The organism is Clostridium moniliforme (assembly GCF_017873235.1).
Lineage (GTDB): Bacteria > Bacillota > Clostridia > Clostridiales > Clostridiaceae > Clostridium > Clostridium moniliforme.
On sequence record NZ_JAGGJZ010000001.1, the window covers coordinates 676,601 to 700,277 of the forward strand.

Here is a 23,677-nt window from a genome sequence, read left to right on the forward strand (position 1 = left end):
CTGTACTCCTTCTTTATTATTTATTTTTATTTGCTATCTTCATAACTGATGATGCAACAACATCAACAACTTCTTTATTAAATACACTAGGAACTACTTTTTCTTCACTAACTTCATTTCTTGGAATTAAATTAGCAATTCCTTTAGCAGCTTCTATTTTCATTTCATCAGTTATATCCTTTATTCTTGAATCTAATGCCCCTCTAAATATTCCAGGGAATACTAATAGATTATTTATTTGATTTGGAAAATCTCCTCTACCAGTAGCTATTATTCTAGCTCCACCTTTTTTAGCATCTTCTGGCATTATTTCTGGAACTGGATTTGCTAAAGCAAATACCATACAATCTTTATTCATAGTTTTTATCATTTCAGTTGTTACTATTCCACCAACAGAAACTCCTATAAATAAATCTTTTTCTTTAATAATATCTTCAAGATTTCCCTTTTCTAACTTTCTATTTGTTACTTTTGCAATTTCCTTTTGTGCTACATTAAGACTTTCATCGCCTTCAACTAAAGCTCCATTTATATCACAAAGTACAATATCTTCTGCACCTGCTGCAAGTAATAATTTTGCAATTGCTATTCCTGATGCACCTGCACCATTAATTACAATTTTAAGATCTTTTAATTCTTTATTTAATAGTTCTAAAGAATTATAAATACCTGCAAGAACTGCAATAGCAGTACCATGTTGATCATCATGATAAACAGGTATATCTAATTCTTCTTTTAATTTATCTTCTATATAAAAACATTCTGGTGCTTTTATATCTTCAAGATGTATACCACCAAATCCAGGTGATATTGCTTTTATTGTTTTAACAATCTCTTCTTGGTCTGTAAGATCCAAAGCTATTGGATAAGCATCTATATTAGCAAATGCTTTGTGAAGTAAAGCTTTTCCTTCAACTACTGGCATTCCTGCTTCAGGTCCTATATTTCCAAGTCCTAAAACTGCTGTACCATTTGTTATAACAGCTACACTTTTGCCTTTTATTGTGTAATCATAAGCTTTTTCCTTATCTTCTGCTATTGCTCTACAAGGTTCTGCAACCCCTGGAGTATATGCTACTGATAACTCTTCTTTATTTGAAACTGGCATTGTTCCTTCTACTTTTATAGCTCCATGCATTTTCTTGTGCATTATTAAAGATTCTTCTTTTACATTCATAAAACGCTCATTAAACCTTAAGGTTTATTTCCTCCTATTTTATTACTTGCCACCTAAGTAGCTACCTCTTGTTTATATAATATCAAATTAGAAAAAGGTAGTCAATACATTTGTTAATTTATATAACATTTGTTGAGATATTTATTTATCTTTTTACTTTTTATCTTATTTTATTATATTCATTTTTAACATTTGTTTGTATTTTGTAACATTTGTTGTTTGTGAAAACATTTAAATAAAAAAAGGAACAGATATATTTATCTATTCCCTTTGTTAATATATTATTTTTTATTTTTTTAAATACTTAATTATGTAACTTAATGTATGAAAATCTTTATCTAATTCACTTTGAATATTATTTAATCCATCTATTAAATCTTTTTCATCAAAATTTTCTAATAGAATCATTAATGTTATTAAATTAAGTTTGCCTTCTTTTGTATCGAATATTCTTGCCTTCTTTACATATTCGTTTTTCATTACATTTAAAGTAGCTTCTCTTAACTCTTCACTAATTTCTATTTCAGGCATTTTTTCAAATACTCTTATTTCCGTATCATTAACATTTAAGTTTTTTGTAGACTTTAAATCGCATCCTACAAATATAGTATTTTTAAACTTTGCATCTTTAAAGTTAACTCCATCTAATTTTACACCTTCAAATATTGTATCTTCAAAATGTGCTTCTTTAAATTTACTTCCTTTAAGATTTGCACCAACAAATTCTGCTCCTTTAAAACTACAGTTTAAAAAACTACAATTTTTAAAATGAGCTCCTCTAAAACTTACATAATCAAAATTAGAACCTGCAAAATTACAGTTATAACAATTGCTTCTTTTTAAATTTGAATACATAAAGTTTTTATCTTTTTTCTCTGTATTATTATAATGAAAGCCTTCTTCTCTTGAATTTCTAGCCATACCTTTTCATCCCCTTAATTTTATTCATAAAAAAATAACCCACAAAACTTCCAATTAATTATAGTTTATTGTGGGTTATGTTAATTTTATTATATCACATTTTAACTTTGACAATTCATTAATACTTACATATTAATATTTGTAGAATTATTTATTTTTAAATTCATCTCTCCATTTTTTAAGAGCTTTTCTTGCCTCTCCAATAGTTACTGGTATTTCTTTAAATGAAAAGCCATCTCTATCCTTTAATATTTCCATAAGATGCATAACTCTTGGTAATCTAAGATTTACACTTCTAATAGCTTTCTTTTCATTAAAGACTTCTTTTGGAGTACCCTCTAAAACAACCTTTCCTTTATCCATAACAAAAACTTTATCACAATAAAGAGGAACTATATCTATATCATGAGTTGAAATAATAATTGATATTCCAAGTTCCTTTTGAGTTTCCATTAATAATTTCATTATTTCACTTACACCAATTGGATCAAGTCCTGCTGTTGGTTCGTCTAATATAAGTACCTCAGGTTCCATAACTAAAATTCCTGCAATAGATACCCTTTTCTTTTGTCCAAAGCTTAAACAGTGAGTAGGTTTATCTTTTAAATGACTAATTCCAGTTCTTTCAATGGCCTTATCTACTCTCTTTCTTATTTCTTCTTCAGACAATTTCATATTTACTGCACCAAAGGAAACATCTTGATATACACTTGCAGAGAATAATTGACTATCTGGATCTTGAAATACAATCCCAACAGATTCTCTAAGTTTTATAAGTCCCTTTCTTGAATAATCTAAAGGACTACCATTAAATAAGATTTTTCCAGATGAAGGTTTCACAATTCCATTTAAATGTTGAAATAAAGTTGACTTTCCAGCTCCATTACCACCAAGAATTGCAGTTATTTCCCCTTTTTTTATTTCCATATTAATCCCATTTAATGCATGAGTTCCATCAGGATATTTATAATGTATATCCTCTAGTTTTATTATATTATCCTTCATTAATTTATCCTCCTGCTTCCTATTTAATTAATAGGACTTTAGCTATTATAAAAACTATATTAATAATTATAGTTATTATATATATTTTTGTACATTTTTTATATGGTTCTAAAAGAACATTTAATTCTCCATCATATCCTCTTGATTCTAATGAAGTATAAAGATCATTTGCCCTTTTAAAGGACCGAATAAAAAGTGTTGATGCAAGATATCCTAAAGACTTATAGCCTCTTTTTAAATCCCTATATCCAAGTCTTGAATTTTGAGCTACAAACATAGTATCTGCTGTATCTAAAAGTATAAATATAAATCTATATACAAGCCCCATCATTTCAATCATAAGCTTTGGAACTTTAAATCTTGAAAGAACAGCCAAAATATCTACCATAGGTGTATTTAAAGATAAAAAATATAAACATGAAACAGATCCTAAAACCTTAAAAAATAATTCTACCGCCTTATACATTCCAACCATTGATACTCCTATGAATCCATTCATTATAGGAAGTGAAAACAAAAATATATTTCTACTGTCTGAATAATTAATAGTTATAGTAAGTACTCCTATTATCAAAAAAGCCATAGGAATCAACATAAGTTTTAAAAAAACCTTTATTGGTGTTCCTCCAATTTTAATAGTAGAATACCCCATAATAAAAAGTACAGCAATAGAAATTATTAAGTTATTTGCCCAAAGGCACACTCCTAAAGTAATTATTGAAAATAAAAACTTTCCCATAGGATCTATCTTTTTAAGTTTTGAAGCATAAGCATACTTGTCAATGTTAAGCATTAGTTTTCCTCGCTACTTTTATTTTTACGTCCTTTAAAATATCCAAGTCCAAAACCTATTACCCCTGCACCAATTGCTGCTTGAAGAGCAAATAGTAAACTTTCAATTTCTCCACTAGCTGGTTCAAATACAGGTGAAAACCATGGCTCATAATCTTTATCTATCTTTGTTATTTGTTGCTCTGCTGCATCATCAGATCCACCAAACTCTGATCCTCCTGCTACAAAGAAAGGAACAATTGCAAGGGCTACTACAATTAATATTAATATAATATTTGTTTTAACCATACTTTTATTATTCTTTTTATTATCAGCCATTATTTTCCCTCCCTTGATAATATATTAAGATCCATTAAATCTTCTTTATCATAAGCTGCAATTGCATTAAATATAACTACAGTTAAAATTCCTTCACTAATTGCTAAAGGTATTTGAGTTACTGCAAATATTCCCATAAACTTCATAATTGAAGCCATAGCTCCTCCAGTTTCTGCTGGGAATGCTATACCTAATTGTATTGAAGTTGTAATATAAGTTGCAAGATCTCCAAGTGCTGCTGCAAGGAAAATTCCAAGCCATCTTGGTCCATTTAATTTTTTAACTAATTTATAAATCCCATAAGAAACAAATGGTCCTACTACTGCCATTGAAAATGTATTTGCTCCAAGAGTTGTAAGACCTCCATGAGCTAAAAGTATAGCTTGGAATAAAAGAACTATAAGTCCTAAAACAGTCATAGCTGTTGGTCCAAAAAGTATTGCTCCAAGACCTACACCAGTTGGATGTGAACAACTTCCTGTTACTGATGGAAGTTTTAAAGCTGAAAGAACAAAAGCAAAAGCTCCTGCCATAGCTAATAATATTTTAAGTCTTGGATTTTTTTGAATTGTTTTTTTAATTGAAAATATTCCAAAAATAACAAATGGAATAGTAAATGCTCCCCATTCTATACACCATCTTGGCTGAAGAAATCCTTCCATAATATGCATAGCTGAAGCTTTAGTTGGTATAAATAATAACATTAATAAAATACCTATAAAAAGTTGTATTCTTTTTGACATAATAATTCGCCCCTTAATATAAATTTAACTCCGTGGATTATGAGTTTTACTATATTGATAAGATTTTTCATAAATTTAACTCATTATAATTCCATAACAATAAAAAACACCCCTTGACTAAACGTCAAGAGGCTCTATGAATCAAAATAGTTTAACTCATCCATAAAAACACCTCCCTATCTTCCGTAGAGCTTTGATGTATAAAAATAGGCAGGTCTTCTGGCTTAAGTATCATAATTTTTACAGCCTTCCCAAAATAAAATTTCAGTGGCATATTGCAAAAACTCCTCTTTTACAGCGGCGGGACCGCGTAGGATTTTCACCTACTTCCCTTTTAATCAGTATATAATATATAACTAAACCTATTTTTTAATATTTCATTTTACAGAGTACATTGTACATTATTTAACAATACTAATCAAGAAATATTGAAAATTTCTGCTATTAATTAAATATAATTATTATATTTAATACTCATTAACCATTTTATGACAAATCACAAAGTTGTTCTAATTTTTTTCTCAAAATAATTTCTTTACTCTCATTTACTAAAGCATTTATACAATCTCCTGCCATTATGACTGTATCACCATTTGGAATTATAGTATCACCTTCTCTTTCAATAGATACAACAAGTGCATTTTCAGGTAAATTAATTTCTCTTAATTTTCTTCCTGCTATTTTTGAACCCATTGAAACAGTATAAGCAACCATTATCTCGCTATTATCTTCATATTTTAATTCACCATTTTGTGACTCCAATCTTAATTTAAATAAAGATTCATATACTGGATCACTTTTTAATAACTCTGCAACTAAATAAGATATTCCACAAACTAAAACAATAGATCCAAATTCAGTAAATGAACCACTCATTTCACAAACCAAAACTAATCCAGTTATTGGTGCTCTAACTATTGAAGCAAACATTCCTGCCATAGCTAAAAGAATAAAATTAATTAAATATATTTCATCTACTCCTAAAAACTGTATTGAACACTCTCCAAATATAATCCCAATTAAAGCCCCTAAAGTTAATAAAGGAAATAATATTCCTCCAGGTGTTCCTGAAGCAAAACTTATCATTGAAAATACAAATTTACCTATTAATAGTATTATTGCAAACTTCAATATTACTCCATTTACTAATATTTGATTTATTAATTCATTTCCTCCACCTAAAACTTCTGGAAGAAACAACCCAAAAAACATTGCAACAACAAAAGGAATCATCATTCTTATAGGAAGTGAAACCTTTATTTTTTCATAAAGATTTATTGTTTTTATTAAAACGTAATTATAAAATGCACCTGCAACCCCGACAACAATTCCAAGAGCTATAAGAAACAAATAATATTTAAATGGAATCGCAATAATACCTTCAACCTCTAAAATAGGTTTTCTACCAAAAAATGCCCAGGTAACAACATCTGAAGTTACAGATGCTGCTATTGCTGAAACAAATAATATAGGGGTAAATTTTTTATGTACTTCTTCTAAAACAAACATAACTCCTGCAAATGGTGCATTAAAAGCTGCTGCAAGTCCTGCTCCAGCTCCACTTGATATTAAAAATCTTTTTTCTAGTTTTAATCTTTTAGTTATATCCCCAAAAAAATTAGCAAAACTTGCACCTAATTGAATTGAAGGACCTTCTATACCCAAAGATAATCCTGACCCAATTGCTAAAACTCCACCAATAAATTTATTTATTAGAATTTTAAGAGGGGAAGTACTTTTAAAATAACCTGTAAGTATTCCCTCAATTTGAGGAATACCACTACCACTTATCATAGAATCTTTCTTAACCATATATCCTACAATATATCCTATTCCCATTAATATAACCAACCCTAAAATTATATAAAACCAGTGCACTCTCATGAAATCATATGCTAAAGTAGTATATACATTTATATATTTTAATGTAAGCCTATAAATAGATACTATAAGTCCTGCAATACCTCCAACTAAAATACTTTCTAATACTACTCTTAAATTTGAACTATTTATCATTTTATACATTTTAGATATTTTATTATTCATAATTATCCTCCTATCCGTCACTTTTTTTACCTTAAGCTGTCTATTACTAATTTTTCATCTATATTTAAATTATATATCTTATAAAAGTTCTTACTCAAAGACTATATTATTAACTTAACCTTAATATTTGATGAATAAATAAAAATTTTATATTATTTGCACAAAAAAACTTCTATAAAAATAGTCTCATAAAACTAATTTTATAGAAGTATCTTTTATATATTTATATTTCATTACAATTATTTATTGATATTGATTTAACATTTTTATCTTTTCCAAATGTACGATAAATTACGGAATAACACTCTATCATCTCATTAACAGGAGATGATTGTTCAAATACACAATTCGAAATATCACATATAGTTTCATCACTTATATTATCTATATTAGTAACTATTAGTTTATCATTTGAATTTTTCATATGAATACCTTTAAATTCACATTTATAAATCTTATATGAACAACCTTTTTCAAAGGAGCTCAATTCAATCATTGAATTTTTTTGCAAATAAGAAAATTTATAATCATCAATATCCTTTAATTTACAATCTTTAAATTCACAAAATTCTATATTAGCTTTTATACAACTAAGTCCATATATTATTTTTCCAACACACTCTATAAATTTACACTTACTAAGTTCTAATGTATTTTTATAATCAATTATTTTTTCACATCTCTTAAATGTACATCCACTAATATTTTTAACTCCAGCAATAACATTTTTACAATTTTCAAAATAACAATCTCTAACGTTAACTTTATCCTTCATTAAAAAATTACCACTAATACAATTTATATAATTTATAAAATAACATTTACTTATTAATGATTCAGTTATAAAAACTTTAGCTGATGATATTTTATCTTTATCTTCTATTTTATTATTTTCAAATATACACTTTCTTATAATTGATGATTTATCAGAAAATAAGTCCATTTCAATTATTATACAATTTATAAAATTATTAAATTTACAATTTTCAATTTCAAAAGATAATAATTCTAAGAAGTTCTCATCTAAATTATTTTTATCTTGATCTTCTTTAGCTAAAAATGTACTATTTTTAATTTTAAGTATTCCTCCAGAATAACTTTGCTTTATAAACCCAAAATCTAATTCTATTCCATGACAATTTAAAATAGTTATATTAGAATTATTATCTTTAATAAAACTGTTACACCCCTCAAAAATAGTATTTTCAAAGGTTATATTAGATTTTTCAGATTTAACAAAAAAATTATCTTTCTTTCCTGTAAATTTAATTTTAGAATTTTTTATAAATACAGTAGCTTCCTTTAAGTTAACTGTATAGTTATTATAATTTTCTTTAACTAATATATCACAATTTTCAATTATTATATTTCCGCTACATTTAATGTTAGCATCTATTATTATTGCTTTATTAGAAATTACTTTTTTTTCAATAAAATCAATCTTTAAATTATCACTAATACATATAGTTTTTTTCTTTTTATCTAAACATTTTTCTAATTTTTTCCCTTTAACATCTTCAATTGACATTAAAATTCATCTCCTATTTTATTGCTATAAATAAATGTTTATATAAGTATTGTATCACAACCTAGAAAACATTTTCTATAAACAAGTAGGAACTATATCAAATAAAAATTAGATACAGTTCCTAATACAAATTATATAATTGCTTTTAAATAATATATTATCCTTACATTACTTTTCAGATTTTATCACTTGAGGAAATTTAAATATATTATAAGGATCATATTTTAATTTTATTTTTCTTAGTTCATTAATATTCTCACCATAATATTCTCTTTCATAATCTTTAAGTTCTGCAAAAGGGAAATTAACAAAAGATCCATTTGTAATTTTCTTTATATAAAGAAATTTTTCTCTTACCCATTCTTTATTTACTTCAGCAAATTCATCTTCTTCCCAAACAGATTGTAATCCCATAATAAATTTTGCATCCCTATAATAAAAAGCTGTACTATCTTTTTCTTTATCACAGACTGCACCACCTAACCCATAGAAAGAAATAGCTGAATATACTGAACCTTCTGCTCTATTCCCTACCAAGTTTATAATATTTCTTATTTCTTCTTTATTATAATCTCTAAAAACAAATCTTCCTGTTGATTTATACTTCTCATAAGGAGGATGACTATCTTGTATTTCTCTATTTATTTCAACTACTCTTCTATAATCTAAGTTAAAATTAAATTTACTTACACAATTTTTAAAAGGTTTTAAAATCTCATGAGCCTCTTTTTTATCTCCATAAAAAATTCCTGTAATTTTAACCCCTCTTCCATTTTCTTTTGAATTATAAATAGCTACTTTTAAATTAATGCGTCTATCTAATGTTTTAAATTCTCTTTGAATAACTTCTATTAACTCAATATTTTCTTCAATATCAATATCTCTATAATCAATACTTATTAATGTTGCCATGTCAATTTTCTTTGGAATATTAAAGGTCATAGAAGTAACTACACCAAAGTTGCCATTTCCGCCTCCTCTACATGCCCAAAATAAATCCTTATTAATGTTTTCATTAGCAACTATTGTTTTACCACAATAATCCACAAGTTCTAATTCTACTAGGCTATCACAAGCTAATCCAAATATTCTACTAGAATATCCCCAGCCTCCACCTAAAGCTAATCCAACCACTCCAACAGTAGGACATCCTCCTCCTGGAAATGGATAGCCTAAAGCACCTAAAGCTTCATATAACTCCCTATTTCTAATTCCACCTTCTATTGTAACTTTATTATTTTTTTCATCTATGTAAATATTATTCATTCTGCTAATATCAATGACTAATACATCATTTCCAGTTGAATAACCTTCATAATTATGACATCCTGACCTTATTCTAAAAGGTATGTTATTTTCTTTAGAAAATAATATTGCATTTATAACATCTTCTTTTTTCTTACAATATATAAAAGCTAATGGATATTTTTGAATTGCTCTATTCCAAGCTCTTCTTGCATCTTCATATTTAAAATCACCTCTTTTTATTAATTCTCCAGTTAATTTACCATAATTAAACTTTTCCATTTTTTCACCTTCTATAAGCTATTTATTAATATGATAATATCATATATTGATCTATATTGATAAAATTAAATAATATAAAACACTATAAATAATTTTTTTAATTAAATTTCTTAAAAATATCAAAATATAAATAAAAATTTTTAAAATCATTCAACATAATACTAATTTTGATGTTATAATATTAATAAATATTTACTTTTTATAAATATTTAATTTTATATAATATAAATTAAAAACATTACTTTAGAAAGCAGCAGTATAATGATTTAATATTTAATTTATGTTGAAAGGAGAGTTTTTATGTGGAATGAATTTAAAAAATTTGCTATGAAGGGAAACGTTGTAGATTTAGCAATAGGTGTAGTTATAGGTGGTGCTTTTGGTAAAATAGTAACTTCTTTAGTAAATGACATAATAATGCCTTTAATTGGTGTTGTTGTAGGAAAAGTTGATTTTTCTAATCTTTACATTAATCTAAGTGGGAAACATTTTAATTCACTTCAAGAAGCTAAAGCTGCAGGTGCTGCAACTATAAATTACGGATTATTTTTAAACAATATAATTAATTTTTTAATAATAGCTTTTTCTATATTCTTAGTTATAAGACAAATTAATAAAGTAAAAAAACTTGCTATAAAAAAAGAAGCAGAAGCAAAACCAACTACAAAAACTTGTTCTTATTGCTTTACAGAAATTCCTATAGAAGCAGTAAGATGTCCTCATTGCACATCTAAACTATCAGAAGAACCTTTAGAATAAACTCTTAACTTGTTTAATTAATAGTTTTTATTATAACTATAAAACTTTATTTAAATTCCATAGGCAATATAGGTAATTTTAAATTACCTATATTGCCTAATTTTTTTATATTTTCCTATAAGTTTTCTCGACATATGTTAAGTTATTTTAACATTTGATAAAAAATTTTTATAAATTATATTATTTTAATATGTTAAATTCTAAACAAATTTAATAAAAGTCATTGATTTTCTTATAAAACGTGGTAATATATAATTGTTAATTTCAACAAATGTTATCTTTTTTAACAAATGTTAAATATTTTGAAGTATACTTGTAATTATTTATTGAAATTAATTTTTAAATTATTAAAGTATTTAATGTAAAATTTATTAAGTTTTATATTAAATAAAAGGACATTATTATTTAACTTAATAGGAGGAAATTTATGAAAACTAATGACAGTGATACTACTGCAAAGAAAAAAAAGATTTTAAAACCAATTCCATTTATAATCAGTATTTTAGTCGGAATTATTTTATGGTTTGTTCCTGCACCTTTAAAGGTTGATATAATTGGATGGCATACCCTTGCTGTTTTCTTATCAATTATAGTTGGTTGTATATTAGATGCAGCACCTATGGGGTTATATGCATTAATTGGAATAGCAGTTTTATCAGTTACACAAACTTTACCTGTAAAAGAAGTATTTTCAGGTTATGCCAGTAAAACAGTTTGGCTTATTGTAATAGCATACTGTGTTTCAATCGGTTTTAGAAAAACTGGATTAGGAGAAAGAATTGCCTATAAAATGGTTGAAATATTCGGTAAAAATTCTTTAACACTAGGTTACTCATTATTGTTATGTGATTTAGTTGTTGCACCTTTAATACCAAGTAATACAGCTAGAGGAGCTGGTGTTGTATTTCCTATAGCTACATCTCTTTCTGAATCATTAGGTTCTAAACCTAATGATGGTACAGCTAGAAAAATTGGAGCATTTTTATTACTTGTAAGTTTCCACGCTAACTTAATAACTGGTGCAATGTTTTTAACAGGTATGGGTACTAACCCAATTGCAATAGCATTAGCTAAAAATGTTGCAAATGTTGATATTACTTGGGGTGGATGGTTCTTAGCCGCATTAATTCCAGGATTAATTTCATTGATAGTTATACCTTTATTACTTTACGCATTATATCGTCCTGAAATGACTCAAATGCCTGAAGCTAAAGAAATGGTTAAACAAGAATTAAAAAGAATGGGTCCTGTAAAAAAATCAGAAAAACAAATGATCGTTTCATTTATATTAATGATTATATTATGGGTATTTGGAAAACAACTACATGTAAATACTACAATTACAGCTATTATAGGTTTATGTATTTTACTTATTTTAAATGTAGTAGAATGGAAAGATGTTACTTCTGAAAGAAGTGCTTGGAATATTTTATTATGGCTTGGACCTCTAATGATGATGGCATCTCAATTAAGTAAATATGGTGTAATCGCTTGGTTTAGTAAAATAGTTCAAGAAAATGTTCATGGACTTTCTTGGCAAATTGCAACAATTATATTAGCCATAGTTTACTATTATTCTCATTACCTATTCACAAGTACAATTGTTCATATGCAAGCAATGTATGCTCCATTTTTATCAATACTAATAGGCCTTGGAGCTCCAGCAATGCCAATAGCATTACTTTTTGCATTTTTAACTTGTATGTGTGCTGCTACAACTCATTATGGAACAGGAACTGCTCCAGTTTATTTTGGTGCTGGTTATGTTAAACAAAGTAAATGGTGGGAATTAGGTTTTATAGTTTCTGTATTTGAGCTTGTTGTTTGGATTGGTATAGGATTCTTATGGTGGAAAATACTAGGATTATACTAATAAACAATTAAAATAAATTAAAGAAAATCTCAAAAACTTAGTATCATAAACACAAAAAGACTTTTAGAATTTCAGTTCCAAGAATTCTAAAAGTTTTTTTTGTATAAATGTCCTTACATTATTTTATAATTTCTTAATAAGATATTTTAAATAACAACTTTAGCCCATTTTTGTTATAATTTTAAATTTTATCAAGTATTATATTAAATAAATTAATATGTAAGCTTTTTTTATGCACCTCTTTTTTTAGTAAAGCCCATAAAATCCATTTGAAGCATAAATATATCTGATGCTGTAAGATTGTTTAAAGAACCACTCATAAAATACTTTTCCCCAGCTTCTTTAACATTATCTTTTCTTACATCTTCTCCCCATATTATAGTTGGAACTCCATCACCTGTATGATCTCTTGCTTCACATGGAGTTGAATGATCTGCTGTAAAACTTATATAACATTTTGATTTATCAATATTCTCTAATATATATCCAACCATCTTATCAATATTTTCTATAACTTCAATTTTCTTTAATGGTAAATTATCATGTCCTGCAAGATCAGTTGCCTTAACATGAACTACAACCCAATCATAACCTTTATTTATAAATTCTACTGTCTTTTCTCCCTTTTTCTTGAAGTTTGTATCAAAGTTTGCAGTAAAATCTTCTTCAGTATATTCTTCCATCCCTGCTAAATTAGCTATACCATAAACTGTTTTATCCCCTGCTATACAAACACCTTTAATTCCAAACTTATCTGTAATTTTAGGCATGAATTTCTTTTGTCCAACACCTCTAGTTAAAATTACATTTGCAGGTTCTTTTCCTTCTTTAATTCTATCTAAATTAACTTTATGATTTTTTAATATTTCCTGTGCCTTTAATGTAAATTCAAGAAGATTTTTTGCAGTTTTCTTACTCTTTAAATCATTTTCATCAATTGCCTTTGGAGTTACTAATTTTTCTCCTTCACAAGCTGTTCCAGGGTCTGTACAAATTATATCTTTTCCAAGTCCTTCTCCTCTTAAAACAACAGCTACTCTATGATCAGTTAATTCCTTAACTAAAACTTTTGTTCCATCTTCTAATACCATTCCATTTAATGATTGTGCTAATAAATCTGTACCTTTTCTAATACGTCCAGCTCTTCTATCAATTACAATATTTTCTTCATCTACAGTTCCAAAGTTACCTCTAAATGCTACATCACCATATTTAATTTCTATTCCAGCACTCATAGCTTCAAGAGGTCCTCTTCCTGGGTAAACTTCATTACTATCATATCCAAATATTTGTAAATGTCCTACATCTGTACCAACTCTTATACCTGCTGATATTGGATATACATTTCCACACATACCTTCTGATACTAATTTATCTAAATTTGGTGTATTTGCCTTTTCAAGTGGAGTTAATCCATTTAATTCTTTGTTTGGTCTATCTCCAAGACCATCTGCTATTATTAATATACCTTGTCTTTTTCTCAAATTCATTCACCTACTTAAAACATCTATTTGACTTTTAAATTTTTCTTCTTTAATTTTTCTTCTTTTGCTTTTTTTAATAAATCTTTGTTTTTAATCATAAATAATATTGAAATTACTATTGCAAATCCCCAAACTACATAATTAAATACTTTATTTTTCTTATATACATTAATTGAAAATTTAATTTCACTTCCACTTTTAATTTTTCCAAATACAAAACTTCCAAAACTTTTTCCATCTTTTTCAAAAACTTTATATGGCTTTTCTGCATCAAAGTCTACTATATTTAAAAGTTCATATCCTTTAGGAGCTGCTAAACTAACTGTGTAATTATCAATATTTAAAGGTGAATCATTCTTACCTTTAAATTGAATTAACTTTACTCCACCAGGTACTGTGTTACCTATTTTTGCTTTTTCTTCTACATAAGTTTTTTCTTGTGTTATATCAAGATTAAATATAACTTCTTCATTTTTTTCTTTAAAATTTAATGAATTATATTTTATATCTCCATTTTTTATAACTTTAACATCTCCGTTTTTTGTGCCTTTTTCTATTGTAATTTCATTTATTTTGCTATTTTTGTAGCATGGAAAATATATATTTCCATTTGAATCTGTTATAGCCTTTATATTTTCTTTTATATTTGCATTTTCAGAATCTTTAGTAATAACATCATCTATTGATATAATCTTTCCTACTTTATCTGCTGCAAAAACCGGCATTGATGATGGTACTAATACCATTAATGCTATTAATATAGTCAGTAGCTTTTTCATATAATTTTCCTCCTAAACTATTCCTAATACTTTAAACCAAGTAAATGAAGCTAATATTAAAATTCCCCATTTTACTACTAGTACAAGTAATCCATAAAGTAATTCCTGTAATACTGTAAAATATCCAGTGTTATAGTATATAAGGTTAACCTTACTACTTGGTGGTAATGTAATTGTATCTGCAATAGTTAATGCTGCTGGAAGTGCCAGTGCAACTGGATTGTAACCTGTTGTTTTTGCTATTGCTATTATTGTTGGTATAAGTATTATTGTTCTTACTGTTTTTGATGTAAATACTAAGTGACTGAAACTTGAAATAAACATTATTACTGCAAATAAAGCATAGAAACTTAAGTTTTCAATTCCTAATGAAGAGAAAATACTATTAAGAACCCAAGATGCTACTCCAGTATCATTTAAAGCAACTCCACCTGCATATGCACCACAAGCAAATATTAATAAATTCCATGATATTTTAGCTTCTTTCCATTTTAATATTCCTATGTAAGGCATAAAGAATAATGCAGCTGATAATATTGCAACCATAACTAAACTTAATCTAAATCCAAATATTTTAAGTTGTCCTTTATCTAATGCCCACATAACAACTGTAAAAGCAAATATAATAAGTGCTTTCTTTTCTGTTATAGACATTTTTCCAAGACTATTGTATTGGTCTTTAAGTTTTTTCATATCATCTTCAGTAACTTTTTTATTATGTACTTTAAATAATGATTTACCTATAAAGAATGAAGCAATAAGTGTAAGTATAGTTATTGGGGCTGATGCCATAAACCATTCTCCCCAAGAAATTTCATGACCTGAAAGATCTCTTATAAAACTAACTGCAAGTATTTGAGATGATGTAGCTGTTAGTATTGCAGCAGTTGATAAGTTATTTGATTGAATTCCTTGTAGTGCTAGTAATCTACCAAAATTATTTTTAGGATCATCTAAATTAACATGGAATGCTTCTATTACAAGCATTACTATTGGGAACATCATTGCAGCACGAGCTGTTGTTGATGGTACTACAAAGGCAATTAAAAAGTTTGTTGCCATAAGAAGTGCTAATATACTGTTAGTGCTTTTTCCAAACTTAGTTATAAGAAATAGTGCTAGTCTTTTTGCAAGTCCACTCTTTTCCATACCAGAAGCTATTATAAAGGCTGCAAAAGTTAACCAAATAACTTCATACCCTAAAACTCCCATAACGTGAGTTTCATCCCAAGCTCCTGTTAAAGGTAATAAAACTATTGTAATAAGTGCTGTTACATAATTTGGAATACTATTTGTTATCCATAAAGTTAATGCAAATACAAATACCCCCATAGCCATCTTTCCTGAATAAGAAAGACCATTTGGTGTTGGCATTGTAAAAATTATTGCAAATAATATAAGTGCAATTGGTAATCCAAAAAACTCCATTTTTATTTCAAAAGGACTTTTTTGTTTTTTTATTTTTACCTCTTTTTCTGAATTACTCAAAATACATTTCTCCTCTCAATTTTTGTATTCGTTTTCCCAAGACCTATTGTAAAATAATTTAAATTTTCTATCCAATTATAAATACTTATTAAAAAAAATCCTTTTCATTTTATCATAAAAAATTTTTATAGTTATATATTTCTAACTTACTAATTTATTAACTTATTATTTAATATGTAGTATAATCTTATTAAAATAAAAATATTAAGAGGTATTGCAATGAATATTGAAACTTTGAAAACATTCCTTATTCTTGCTGAAAATAATAACTTTACAAAAACTTCTGAAGCTTTGTTTTGCACTCAGGCTGCTGTATCCCTTAGAATCAAAAATTTAGAATCCTATTATGGTGCAAAGTTATTTTCGCGAGATAATAAAGATGTAAAATTAACTGAGGCAGGAAAAGAATTATTACCCTATGCCAAAAAGATAATTGACATATCAAATGAAGCTAAACTTAAAATTTCATTATTAAATGATTTAAAAGAGCAAAAGATACACCTTTTATGTTCTAGCACACCAGGTACATATATACTTCCAGAAATAATATATAAATTTAATCAAAAATTTCCATATATATCAATCTTAAATGACGTTAAGTATACTAAAGATGTAATAGAAAATATAAAGAATAATACATCATCTTTTGCATTAATAAGTCAGCCTGAATTTTTTGATACAGAGGATTTAACCTGTGAAGCAATTGGTGAAGATCCAGTAGTTTTATTTGTAGGTAAAAATCACCCTTGGAAAGATAGAAAATCTATAGGTATAGCTGAACTAAAAAATAGTAAATTCTTAATATCAAACCCTAAAACTTCTATTATAAAATACATTGAAAATTTAGGAAATTTTAAATTCAACAAAGAAAACATTTTCACAATAGGCAATATTGAAGCTATTAAACAGGGTGTTATTTCAAATATTGGAGTATCTGTTCTATCTTATCATTCTATTAAAAATGAGGTTAATTATGGATTAGTTAAGATTATTCCTTTCAAAGAAAATATAGAAATGAATAGAAAAATCTATCTTATAAAAAATAAAGATTATAAATATTCTACATCAGAAGAAGTTTTTATTGATTTTTTAAAGGACTCATTAAGAAAACTATAATAAGAATTTTTTATACTAATATAATTTTACAAAAAAATAAAGGGGCATATATTCCCCTTTATTTTTTTAATTTATATATTTCTAGCTACTTCAAAAGAAGAAAATTTAAAACTTAAAGAAGAACTTGATCTATTAAAAAAATACCAAGCCTTCTTAAAGGAAAAGAATATTTAAGATTCCAATATATCAAAGAAAATACCAATAATCTTAACATTATTATAATAATAATAACTTATTTTTTATTATTGTCTACTTTTTAGGGGGTAGTTAATTATATAAAATTTATATCTTTTAATACTATTTTATTTGCATACTGATTTAATTTATATATTTTTATTAAGAATATAATTATATAAATGTATTATTTAAAGGTTTTAAACTTATAATATAGAATATATAATTAACAATAATTATTTAGGAGGTATTATTATGTTCTCAATTATGCTAATAAAACTATCACCAAGAAATGAAATAGCACCAAATGTACAAAAGTTATTAACTGAATATGGATGTATAATTAAAACAAGATTAGGACTTCACGAAGCAACAATAGATAATTGCTCAAGATCCGGATTAATAATATTAGATCTTTTAAATGAAGATACTGATAAAATATTAGAATTAGAAAGTAAGTTAAATGAATTAAAAGGAGTATCTGCTAAAATAGTTGAGGTATAAATTTAAAATTTTATACTATACATATAATCATTAACAAAAAAATAGTAGGTAAATTAGATTTCAACCAATCTACCTACTATTTTTCTAATTTACTATAATAAGTACATTTATAATAGTAAATAAAAATTATATTATAAATTTAATATTATCTTCTCTTTTTAACTGCTGCAAATATTCCAGCTGAAACCATTGATAATCCACCTAAAATACTAGCTATTGCATCAACACCTGTTTTAGGAAGATTTCCTTTTGTTTCTTCTTTAGCATTTTCTACTTTTTTTGCATCTTCCTTAGCATTATCTGATTTTTTTGCTTCTTCTTTAGTATTTTCTACTTTTTTATCTTCTTTCTTTTGATTATCTTTCTTATTATTTGCTTCATTTGCTGCTTTTTCCCATGCATCTTGACCCTTCTTTTCTTGGTCCTTTATCATATTGTTTTCTGCTTCTCCAGCATCTTTCATATCTTTTATTGCTTTGTTCTTTGCATTTGCTTTATTTGCCGCCTTTTCCCATGCATCTTGACCTTTCTTTTCTTGGTCTTTTATCATATTGTTTTCTGCTTCTCCAGCATCTTTCATATCTTTTATTGCTTTGTTCTCTGCATTTGCTTTATTTGCTGCCTTTTCCCATGCATCTTGACCCTTCTTTTCTTGGTCTTTTATCATATTGTTTTCTGCTTTTCCAGCATCTTTCATATCTTTTATTGCTTTGTTCTCTGCATTTGCTTTATTTGCTGCTTTTTCCCATGCATCTTCTTAATCCTTTATCATATTGTCTTCCGCTTCTCTTGAAGGTATCATTTCCTTCTCTGCAATTTGTTTTGCACTTGGTTCAGCAGCATTAGCTAATCCTGTATTCACTGCTACTCCTGTACCAACAATAGCTGTACATACTAATCCCTTTGCTATTATTTTATTAATTGATTTCTTATTCAAATTATTCCTCCTATGTTATATTAAATTTAATATTATGTAATGTTTATTTTAACAAATTTAGCATAATTTGTTATCAAATAAGAAATGTCATCCCAAAATAAAAATAGGAAAAGCAACCCTAATATTATAAATATTAAAATAAAAACTTCTTTTTAATATCAAAATATGCAATTTGTGTATTAATTCACTAAAAATATATCATTTATCTCATTTTCTTAAATATTTTCTAATTAAGGAAAATATATATATTATTATGGATTTTTATTTAATTTTCTTAAAGTTTATTACAAAAATTAGATATTTAATTAATTTTATTTGCTAATTTTGTTAAATTATTAATTATATTAAATAGTTACGATTGCTAATTATACTAAATTATTACATCACATACATAAAAATTATTTAAATACTTTTAAATCCTTTATAGTTATTATTTTTAAGTTGATAGATCAAAATATATTTTTGATTTAATTCATAATATTCCTTTGAAATTAAATCTTAATTTAACTAAAAAATATATTATATTTAAAATAATTATTTTAAATATTTTTAATTCAAATAAAATATATTTAATAATAAATAACTAATTATTTTTTTATTTAATTAATTTACCTACCCTTTATGTAAAATATTAAATTAATGAAATTTAAAATTTTTCATAAATATATATATTTTTCCACAATAACTTGCTATAATTAAATAAAAGGTAATATATGTGGTTGATTTAACAGGGAGACTATTATAATGATTTATTATAATGGCCGAAGGTACAAGCAATGAAAAATACCTTTCGTTGTGAATTTCTCAGGCAAAAGAACCTGTTAATGACACGTTTCTGGAAAGCGAAAGCACCGAAGGAGTAAATCTCTCAGGTCCTAAGACAGGATAAATGGTTATAGCATTTGTTCTGTCTTTTTTTAGTATCTTAAAGGAGGATGTAAAATGCTAACTAATACTAAAGTAATAACAAATAATCCTATGGTAAAAGAAAATATTCCAGAATATCTTAAATTAGATTATATTGATGGTACTGTGGAAAATGTATTTAAAAAAGTCCGTGATTATATTCATAATGGACACATTTTACTAACTCATCCTTTAATGAGCAGTGTAAAACCTAATGAGACTCCTTATAGAACAGTACTAATCTCTAATTCAAAAAAAGATAGTATAGATATGGATTCTCTACAAATAATTGAAGATTCTATAATGTCTTTAGATAAATTTATGAAGATGTTTAAATGTCCAAACTGGAATGAAAAAATCAAAAAGGATTTTATGATTATCGACTATGACCTTATAAATAATGTCATAAATAAATAAAAAAATACCTTAAGGAGGGATTATATATGAGTCATGTATACGATACCATAATAATTGGTGGTGGTCCTGCTGGTCTTTCAGCTGCATTATATGCTGCAAGAGGCAAATTAGATACATTACTTATTGAAAGAGCAAAATTTGGTGGCCAAGCTGCTACAACAGCAGATCTTGAAAATTATCCAGGATCTATAACTGATTGTACAGGTCCATCCTTAATTGCAAGAATGAAAGAACAAGCAGAAGGATTTGGTACTAAGTTTGAAAAAGATGAAATTACAGAAGTTCAATTAGAAGGAGAAATTAAAACTCTATATGGTAAAAAAGATACTTATCAAGGTAAAACAATAATAATAGCTACTGGTGCTTTCCCAAGATTAGCTGGATTTAAAAATGAATGTGAATTAAGAGGTAGAGGTATCTCCTACTGTGCAACTTGTGATGCTGATTTCTTTACTGATTTAGATATTGCCGTAGTAGGTGGTGGAGATTCTGCATTAACTGAAGCTTTATATTTAACTAAATTCGGTGAAAGTGTAACTATAATTCATAGAAGAGATCAATTTAGAGGAGCTAAATCTTTAGTTGATAGAGTTAAAAATAATCCTAAAATTAAACTAATATTAGATTCTGTAGTTGAAGAAGCTATAGGAGATGAAATATTAGAAAAATTAATTTTAAGAAATGTCAAAACAAATGAATTATCAGAATTAGAAGTAAATGGATGTTTCGTCTTTGTTGGATTCCTTCCAATTTCACAATTATTTAAAGGAAAAATAAATATGAATGAACGTGGAGATATAATAACTGATGAAGATATGAGAACTAATATTCCTGGAGTATTTGCTGCTGGAGATGTTAGACAAAAAGCATTACGTCAAGTAGTTACTGCAGCATCTGATGGTGCACAAGCTGCTACATCTGCTGAAGCTTATTTAAATGAATAAATTAAATTAATTACAGAATTGAAAGGAGATTTAAAAATGATAGAACTAAATAAGGAAAATTTTGAAAATGAGGTATTAAAATCAGAAAAACCTGTATTTGTTGATTTCTGGGGTGACAAATGTGAAATTTGTAAAGAATTAATGCCGGGAGTACATGGATTAGAAGAAAAATATGGTGATAAAATCAAATTTTCAAGTCTAAATATATCATCAGCTAGAAGACTTGCTATAGGACAAAAAGTTTTAGGTTTACCTACAATGGCTATTTATAAAGATGGAGAAAAGGCTCAAACTATTACTCCAGATAAAATAAGTTCATTAGATGATGTAGAAAACTTTATAAAAGGATTCTATGAAACTTTATAATTCCCTATTTAATTTAGCTAGCAATTTAATATTTAAATAAATTGTAATTTAAAATTTATATGGAGGTGAAAACATGCGTCTAGAATTAGGTAATATTTTCATTAAGGACATACAGTTTGGTGAAAAAACAGAAGTTAAAGAAGGTGTTCTTTATGTAAATAAAAAAGAATTACTAGAAGAGGTCAATGTGGATGAAAGAATTAAATCCCTTGACTATGATATTGTTAGACCAGGAGATGAAACAAGAATTATACCTGTAAAAGACGTACTAGAACCAAGAGTTAAAGTTAATGGAAACGGAGGAATATTCCCAGGATTCATTAACAAAGTTGATACTGTAGGTTCTGGAAGAACTAATGTATTAAAAGGTGCTGCTGTTGTTACAACAGGAAGTGTAGTTGGATTCCAAGAAGGTATAATTGATATGTCAGGAGAAGGTGCAAAATATACACCATTTTCCAAGACAGTAAACTTAGTTGCAATTTGTGAAGTTGCTGAAGGTTTAGAAAAACATCATCACGAAGAAACTTTAAGAATGATAGGTTTAAGAACTGCAACATATTTAGGAAAATGTGCTAAAGATCTAGAACCTGATGAAATTAAAACTTTTGAAACTAAACCATTATTAAAGCAAATTGCAGAGTATCCTGACTTACCAAAGGTAGTCTATGTATACATGCTACAAACTCAAGGCTTACTTCATGATACCTACGTATATGGAGTAGATGCTAAAAAAATAATTCCAACATTTATTTATCCAACAGAAGTTTTTGATGGAGCGATAATAAGTGGTAACTGTGTTTCAGCTTGTGATAAAAACCCAACTTATGTTCACTTAAATCATCCAGTTATAGAAGATTTATATGAACGACATGGAAAAGATATAAACTTCTTAGGTTGTGTTATTACAAATGAAAATGTATATTTGGCAGACAAACAACGAAGTTCAAACATGACTGCTAAACTAGTTGAATTTTTAGGAGCTGATGCAGTTATAATTTCAGAAGAAGGTTTTGGTAACCCTGATGCTGATTTAGTTATGAACTGTAATAAGATTACTGATAAGGGAATTAAAACTGTATTAGTTACAGATGAATACGCAGGACAAGATGGTTCATCTCAATCATTAGCAGATTCAACTCAAAAAGCTGATGCTGTTGTAACTGCTGGAAATGCAAATCAAGTTATAACATTACCTCCTATGAAGAAGGTAATAGGACATCCTGAAGCTGCTAATATTATAGCCGGTGGTTATATGGGAAGTTTAAAAGAAGATGGATCAATTAATGCAGAAATTCAAGTTATTACAGGAGCTACTTCTGAAGTTGGCTTTAATTACTTATCTGCAAAAGGATATTAATAAAATATTTTATTTATTTTGAAAGGAGCATAAAAAATGCTAGAAGGAAAAAAAGTTATAGTTATTGGAGACAGAGATGGTATTCCAGGTCCAGCTATAGAACAATGTGTTAAAAGTGCTGGAGCTGAAGTAGTTTTCGCATCAACAGAATGCTTTGTTTGAACAGCCGCAGGAGCTATGGATCTGGAGATCCAACAAAGAGTAAAAGATTTAACTGAAAAATATGGTGCAGAAAATGTAGTTGTTATATTAGGTGGAGCTGAAGCTGAAGCTGCTGGTCTTTCTGCTGAAACAGTTTGTGCTGGTGACCCAACATTTGCAGGACCTTTAGCTGGAATTGCATTAGGATTAGGAGTTTATCATATAGTAGAACCAGAAATAAAAGAAGAATGTGATGCTACTATTTATGATGAACAATGTGGCATGATGGAAATGGTTTTAGATGTAGATGAAATTTGTAATGAAGTTAAATCAGTAAGAGATGAATATTCAAAGTTTAATAAACTATAATTT

Annotated in this window: 23 protein-coding genes and 2 riboswitches; of the genes, 9 read left to right on the forward strand and 14 right to left on the reverse strand. The window is 27.0% G+C overall.

Annotation, left to right across the window (positions count from 1 at the left end):
• Nucleotides 1-16 precede the first annotated feature (16 nt).
• The 9 genes from J2Z53_RS03200 to J2Z53_RS03240 all read right to left on the reverse strand — a co-directional run bounded on the left by J2Z53_RS03200 (nucleotide 17) and on the right by J2Z53_RS03240 (nucleotide 10,057).
• On the reverse strand, nucleotides 17-1,177 hold the full coding sequence (locus J2Z53_RS03200; protein WP_209795774.1) for an NAD(P)-dependent malic enzyme: 1,161 nt from the start codon (nucleotides 1,175-1,177) through the stop codon (nucleotides 17-19).
• A 288-nt stretch (nucleotides 1,178-1,465) separates the two neighbouring features.
• Nucleotides 1,466-2,098: a pentapeptide repeat-containing protein gene (locus tag J2Z53_RS03205; protein ID WP_209795775.1), complete on the reverse strand. Its 633-nt coding sequence runs from the start codon at nucleotides 2,096-2,098 to the stop codon at nucleotides 1,466-1,468.
• A 147-nt stretch (nucleotides 2,099-2,245) separates the two neighbouring features.
• Entirely contained in the window at nucleotides 2,246-3,103 is an 858-nt protein-coding gene (locus J2Z53_RS03210; RefSeq protein WP_209795776.1) for an ATP-binding cassette domain-containing protein, read from the reverse strand.
• A 19-nt stretch (nucleotides 3,104-3,122) separates the two neighbouring features.
• Nucleotides 3,123-3,896: a cobalt ECF transporter T component CbiQ gene (cbiQ, locus tag J2Z53_RS03215; RefSeq protein ID WP_209795777.1), complete on the reverse strand. Its 774-nt coding sequence runs from the start codon at nucleotides 3,894-3,896 to the stop codon at nucleotides 3,123-3,125.
• Nucleotides 3,896-4,213, reverse strand: coding sequence for an energy-coupling factor ABC transporter substrate-binding protein (locus J2Z53_RS03220; protein WP_209795778.1), 318 nt, complete (start codon nucleotides 4,211-4,213; stop codon nucleotides 3,896-3,898). Before J2Z53_RS03220 ends, cbiQ begins: the two co-directional genes overlap by 1 nt.
• Nucleotides 4,213-4,956 (reverse strand): energy-coupling factor ABC transporter permease, encoded by a 744-nt coding sequence (locus tag J2Z53_RS03225; RefSeq protein ID WP_209795779.1) that lies wholly within the window; start codon nucleotides 4,954-4,956, stop codon nucleotides 4,213-4,215. The genes J2Z53_RS03220 and J2Z53_RS03225 overlap by 1 nt, the downstream gene beginning before the upstream one ends.
• A 192-nt stretch (nucleotides 4,957-5,148) precedes the next feature.
• Nucleotides 5,149-5,337, reverse strand: a riboswitch (cobalamin riboswitch).
• A gap of 105 nt (nucleotides 5,338-5,442) precedes the next feature.
• Complete coding sequence (locus J2Z53_RS03230; RefSeq protein ID WP_209795780.1) at nucleotides 5,443-7,002, reverse strand: ClC family H(+)/Cl(-) exchange transporter; 1,560 nt, start codon at nucleotides 7,000-7,002, stop codon at nucleotides 5,443-5,445.
• A 223-nt stretch (nucleotides 7,003-7,225) separates the two neighbouring features.
• Complete coding sequence (locus J2Z53_RS03235; RefSeq protein ID WP_209795781.1) at nucleotides 7,226-8,530, reverse strand: hypothetical protein; 1,305 nt, start codon at nucleotides 8,528-8,530, stop codon at nucleotides 7,226-7,228.
• 168 nt (nucleotides 8,531-8,698) lie between these two features.
• On the reverse strand, nucleotides 8,699-10,057 hold the full coding sequence (locus J2Z53_RS03240) for an FAD-dependent oxidoreductase (RefSeq protein WP_209795782.1): 1,359 nt from the start codon (nucleotides 10,055-10,057) through the stop codon (nucleotides 8,699-8,701).
• 300 nt (nucleotides 10,058-10,357) lie between these two features.
• Between J2Z53_RS03240 and mscL the strand changes: the two genes are divergently transcribed.
• Together mscL and J2Z53_RS03250 are read left to right on the forward strand one after the other, a co-directional pair.
• Nucleotides 10,358-10,816, forward strand: coding sequence for a large conductance mechanosensitive channel protein MscL (gene mscL, locus J2Z53_RS03245; protein ID WP_209795783.1), 459 nt, complete (start codon nucleotides 10,358-10,360; stop codon nucleotides 10,814-10,816).
• Nucleotides 10,817-11,243: 427 nt separating this feature from the next.
• Nucleotides 11,244-12,689 carry an anion permease gene (locus tag J2Z53_RS03250; RefSeq protein ID WP_209795784.1) on the forward strand — a complete coding sequence of 482 codons (1,446 nt, stop codon included), beginning with the start codon at nucleotides 11,244-11,246 and terminating at the stop codon, nucleotides 12,687-12,689.
• Between the two features lie 230 nt (nucleotides 12,690-12,919).
• On the opposite strand, the gene apgM is transcribed toward J2Z53_RS03250, so the two are convergent.
• The 3 genes from apgM to J2Z53_RS03265 are packed head-to-tail and all read right to left on the reverse strand — an operon-like array spanning nucleotide 12,920 to nucleotide 16,440.
• Nucleotides 12,920-14,173 (reverse strand): 2,3-bisphosphoglycerate-independent phosphoglycerate mutase, encoded by a 1,254-nt coding sequence (gene apgM / locus J2Z53_RS03255; RefSeq protein WP_209795785.1) that lies wholly within the window; start codon nucleotides 14,171-14,173, stop codon nucleotides 12,920-12,922.
• Nucleotides 14,174-14,196: 23 nt separating this feature from the next.
• A complete protein-coding gene (locus J2Z53_RS03260) occupies nucleotides 14,197-14,952 on the reverse strand; it encodes a hypothetical protein (RefSeq protein ID WP_209795786.1) in 756 nt (251 codons plus the stop codon).
• A 12-nt stretch (nucleotides 14,953-14,964) separates the two neighbouring features.
• Entirely contained in the window at nucleotides 14,965-16,440 is a 1,476-nt protein-coding gene (locus J2Z53_RS03265) for an SLC13 family permease (protein WP_234925755.1), read from the reverse strand.
• Between the two features lie 219 nt (nucleotides 16,441-16,659).
• Here J2Z53_RS03265 and J2Z53_RS03270 point away from each other — a divergent pair, with 219 nt between their 5' ends.
• Nucleotides 16,660-17,556, forward strand: a complete 897-nt coding sequence (locus J2Z53_RS03270) for a LysR family transcriptional regulator (protein WP_209795787.1) — start codon at nucleotides 16,660-16,662, stop codon at nucleotides 17,554-17,556.
• 429 nt (nucleotides 17,557-17,985) lie between these two features.
• A complete protein-coding gene (locus J2Z53_RS03275; protein ID WP_209795788.1) occupies nucleotides 17,986-18,234 on the forward strand; it encodes a hypothetical protein in 249 nt (82 codons plus the stop codon).
• A 145-nt stretch (nucleotides 18,235-18,379) separates the two neighbouring features.
• On the opposite strand, the gene J2Z53_RS03280 is transcribed toward J2Z53_RS03275, so the two are convergent.
• Together J2Z53_RS03280 and J2Z53_RS03285 are read right to left on the reverse strand one after the other, a co-directional pair.
• Complete coding sequence (locus tag J2Z53_RS03280) at nucleotides 18,380-18,931, reverse strand: LPXTG cell wall anchor domain-containing protein (RefSeq protein ID WP_209795789.1); 552 nt, start codon at nucleotides 18,929-18,931, stop codon at nucleotides 18,380-18,382.
• A 60-nt stretch (nucleotides 18,932-18,991) separates the two neighbouring features.
• Nucleotides 18,992-19,171, reverse strand: coding sequence for a hypothetical protein (locus J2Z53_RS03285; RefSeq protein WP_209795790.1), 180 nt, complete (start codon nucleotides 19,169-19,171; stop codon nucleotides 18,992-18,994).
• 719 nt (nucleotides 19,172-19,890) lie between these two features.
• Nucleotides 19,891-20,001: riboswitch (glycine riboswitch) on the forward strand.
• Between the two features lie 112 nt (nucleotides 20,002-20,113).
• Here J2Z53_RS03285 and J2Z53_RS03290 point away from each other — a divergent pair.
• The 5 genes from J2Z53_RS03290 to grdA all read left to right on the forward strand — a co-directional run bounded on the left by J2Z53_RS03290 (nucleotide 20,114) and on the right by grdA (nucleotide 23,674).
• A complete protein-coding gene (locus J2Z53_RS03290; protein WP_209795791.1) occupies nucleotides 20,114-20,494 on the forward strand; it encodes a GrdX family protein in 381 nt (126 codons plus the stop codon).
• A gap of 26 nt (nucleotides 20,495-20,520) precedes the next feature.
• Nucleotides 20,521-21,438 carry a thioredoxin-disulfide reductase gene (trxB, locus tag J2Z53_RS03295; protein WP_209795792.1) on the forward strand — a complete coding sequence of 306 codons (918 nt, stop codon included), beginning with the start codon at nucleotides 20,521-20,523 and terminating at the stop codon, nucleotides 21,436-21,438.
• Nucleotides 21,439-21,474: 36 nt separating this feature from the next.
• Entirely contained in the window at nucleotides 21,475-21,804 is a 330-nt protein-coding gene (trxA, locus tag J2Z53_RS03300) for a thioredoxin TrxA (protein ID WP_209795793.1), read from the forward strand.
• Between the two features lie 73 nt (nucleotides 21,805-21,877).
• Nucleotides 21,878-23,164 (forward strand): glycine/sarcosine/betaine reductase component B subunit, encoded by a 1,287-nt coding sequence (locus J2Z53_RS03305; RefSeq protein WP_209795794.1) that lies wholly within the window; start codon nucleotides 21,878-21,880, stop codon nucleotides 23,162-23,164.
• A gap of 36 nt (nucleotides 23,165-23,200) precedes the next feature.
• A complete protein-coding gene (gene grdA, locus J2Z53_RS03310; protein WP_209795795.1) occupies nucleotides 23,201-23,674 on the forward strand; it encodes a glycine/sarcosine/betaine reductase complex selenoprotein A in 474 nt (157 codons plus the stop codon).
• Nucleotides 23,675-23,677 lie beyond the last annotated feature (3 nt).